Origin of the sequence: Paraconexibacter sp., from assembly GCF_041602235.1 — a bacterium.
Lineage (GTDB): Bacteria > Actinomycetota > Thermoleophilia > Solirubrobacterales > Solirubrobacteraceae > Paraconexibacter.
In genome coordinates this window covers 1-2699 of sequence record NZ_JBFIGP010000398.1, presented here as the reverse complement: position 1 = coordinate 2699, position 2699 = coordinate 1, and the positions used below count along the sequence as shown (strand labels likewise).

The following is a 2699-nucleotide window of genomic DNA, read 5'->3' as shown; positions in this document are numbered from 1 at the left end:
GGTGTCGAAGGCAGCCAAGCGATTGCGGGTGGTCGTGGTATTGACGCTGGAGAAGAGGCCGCCGGCGTACAGGGTGGTGCCCGAGACCGCCAACGCGAGAACGCTGCCGTTGACGTTGGGGTTGAAGCTGGTATCGGTCCCCGTCGCGATGTCGAAGGCAGCCAAGCGGTTGCGGGTGGTGGTGCCGTTGACGCTGTTGGCGCCGTTGAAGCTGCCTCCAGCGTAGAGAGTGCTGCCCGAGAGCGCCAACGCGAGAACGCTGCCGTTGACGTTGGGGTCGAAGCTGGGGTTGACGGTGCCGTCGGCGGCGATGTGGGCGATGCGGTTGCGGGGCACGGTGCCGACCTGGGTGAACTCGCCCCCGATGTAGTACCCGCCGCTGCCGTCAGGCACCGCCGCTCGCACAGTCCCGTTGGGGTGGGCAAAGGCGGGGTTGGCGAGACTGGTCACGGTGGAAAGCGCCACGCCGCGTGGCGTACCGGTCCCGACACGGGTGAAACTGCCGCCAAGGAAGATGCGGTCCGCGGAGCGCGCGATCGCGTTGACCTGGCCGTTGGTCATCGCCGGCGCGCTGTCGGGGACATCGCTGATCGCGGCGTGGGCAACCGGCGGCGACACGCACCCAAGCGCCACCACACACCACGCGCCAACGCGCGCACGCCACAACCTGCTGGACCTGATCATCACGCCCCCCGTGCGCCCCCCAGGACGCACCCCACCAACCAGTACCGCCCGTAACCCCACCAGACGCCGACCGGAAACGTAGCGCGCCGCCCGTCGCACCACCACCAAACGTGGCGCGAACACGCTCAGCCGTCCCTTCGACGGAACACCAGGTGTCGGGCAACCCGCGCCTCGGTGGTCCCCACCGGGGTTACAGGGCGTGGAAGACTGCCCGACGTGACCGACGGTCCAGGGCAGGGGAACCGCTCGTTCGCGCGCGTGTACGACGACCACCTCGTCCAGGTCTTCAGGTTCCTGTCGTACCGGACCTCGTCGCGGGACCTCGCCGAAGATCTGACCCAGGTCACGTTCGAGAAGGCCCTCCGCGCATGGCCGCGCTACGACCCGCGCAAAGGCGCCGTCCTCACCTGGCTCCTCGCCATCGCCCGGAACGTCCTGATCGATCACCTCCGGGCCGACCGCGGCGACGTCAGGCTCGACGATGAACGGGCGCAGACGATCACTACCCCGGATGAGCCGCGCCTCGGACCGTCGAGCGAACTCGCGTCGGCGCTGTCGGTCCTCAGCGATCGCGAGCGAGAGATCCTCGGACTGCGCTTCGGCGCGGACCTCCAAGGCCCGGAGATCGCCGCCCTCACCGGACTCACGCTCGCGAACGTGCAGCAGATCCTCTCCAGGTCGCTCCGCAAGCTGCGCAGCCAACTCGAACCCGACGGTCCGCGGACCTAGATCCGCGAGACGCCGAGCCCCAGCAACAGGGCCCCGAGCGCGATCAGCGCCCCGGCCCTGAGCCACAGCATCGACGGACGCGGGCCGACGATCGCTCGCCGCCTGCCCTCGAGCTCGAGCGCCGCTCCGAGTGCCCGGCGCCACCGCTCGGGCGGTTCGGGCGTCCGGGCCTCCAGCGCCTCGGCGACCTGCCCGGCGTCCGGGCCCTCCATCTCCGCATCGCTCTCGCTCATCGGCGGAAGAGCGGTGATCGCGGGTTGAGCGCGCGCGCCCGGCGGTAAGCGCTGACCGACGCCGCAGCGTCGCCAAGGCGCGCGTCGAGTCGCGACCGTACGAGCCACGTGCGCCAGTTGACCGGCTCTGCATCGGTCGCCCGGGTCGCGACCGCCCGAGCACGCTCCAGCGCCCCGCCCTTCTCGAGGACCAGCGCCTCCTGCAGCAGCGCGGCGGCACTGCGCGGCCGCGCGTCCACCGCCGCGCGCGCTTCACGGTAGGCCGCATCCAGGCGACCCGCGCGTGCCGCGCTCTGGCTGTCGCGCAGACCGGCAGCGGTCGACGTGGGCACCGCGATGACCGCGACCGCGACCGCGGCAATCACACCGACCGCGAGACGCTGCGGCGCTCTCGCCGGCCGCCACCCCGCAGCCCGCCCGACGTGCAGCGGCTCGTCGCCGCGACCGCCGACGCAGATCGCCGCCAGGACGACACCGGCAGCTCCGAGGACGGTCATCTCCCACGCCCACTCGACACTCGCGATGACGCAGAACGCGAGGAGCCCGGCCGTCGCCGCCCCCATCGCGCCGCGATGCTCGTGATCACGAGCACGCAGCGCTCGCGAGGCACCAGCTGCGAGCGCCATGCCGAAGAACCCCACGACCAGCAGGAAGCCGACCAGACCCATCTCACCGAGTGCCTCGGCCCAGAGGGAGTGCGCGTCGCGGACGAACCCACCCTGGACGGGGTTCTCCTTGGCCCAGAGGAACTCGAACATGCCGGGACCGATCCCGGTCAGCGGCTCCGCGCGCTGGGCCTCACGGGCCGCGACCCAGTACTGGTAGCGCCCGTTCCCGGAGACCGAGCTGAGCCGACTGACGGAGTTCTCGTAGTTGGTGGGCGTCGCGCTCTGGCTCTTGAACTCGCCGATGCGGTCGCCGGCCCACCCGGCCCCACCGACGGCCAGCACGGCGACGGCGGCCACGATCACGCCCGCCGCGCTGAGCCGTGCGGCAGTGCGGCGCGAGACGCGGCTGACCGACGGACGCTCGGTGTGACGCTCGAGCAGACCG

General features: G+C 71.5%; 4 protein-coding genes. 1 reads left to right on the top strand and 3 read right to left on the bottom strand.

Going from position 1 to position 2699, the window contains the following annotated elements:
* On the bottom strand, positions 1-618 hold a 618-nt coding region (locus ABYE80_RS19530), incomplete at its 3' end, for a delta-60 repeat domain-containing protein (protein ID WP_372791979.1).
* A 282-nt stretch (positions 619-900) separates the two neighbouring features.
* Between ABYE80_RS19530 and ABYE80_RS19525 the strand changes: the two genes are divergently transcribed.
* The gene (locus tag ABYE80_RS19525) at positions 901-1413 is read left to right on the top strand and encodes an RNA polymerase sigma factor (RefSeq protein ID WP_372791978.1); all 513 of its coding nucleotides are present in this window, start codon (positions 901-903) and stop codon (positions 1411-1413) included.
* Here ABYE80_RS19525 and ABYE80_RS19520 read toward each other — a convergent pair.
* Positions 1410-1646 carry a hypothetical protein gene (locus ABYE80_RS19520; RefSeq protein WP_372791977.1) on the bottom strand — a complete coding sequence of 79 codons (237 nt, stop codon included), beginning with the start codon at positions 1644-1646 and terminating at the stop codon, positions 1410-1412. The genes ABYE80_RS19525 and ABYE80_RS19520 overlap by 4 nt on opposite strands.
* The coding region (locus ABYE80_RS19515) for an O-antigen ligase family protein (RefSeq protein WP_372791976.1) at positions 1643-2699 on the bottom strand (1057 nt) is incomplete at its 5' end. The genes ABYE80_RS19515 and ABYE80_RS19520, both read right to left, overlap by 4 nt.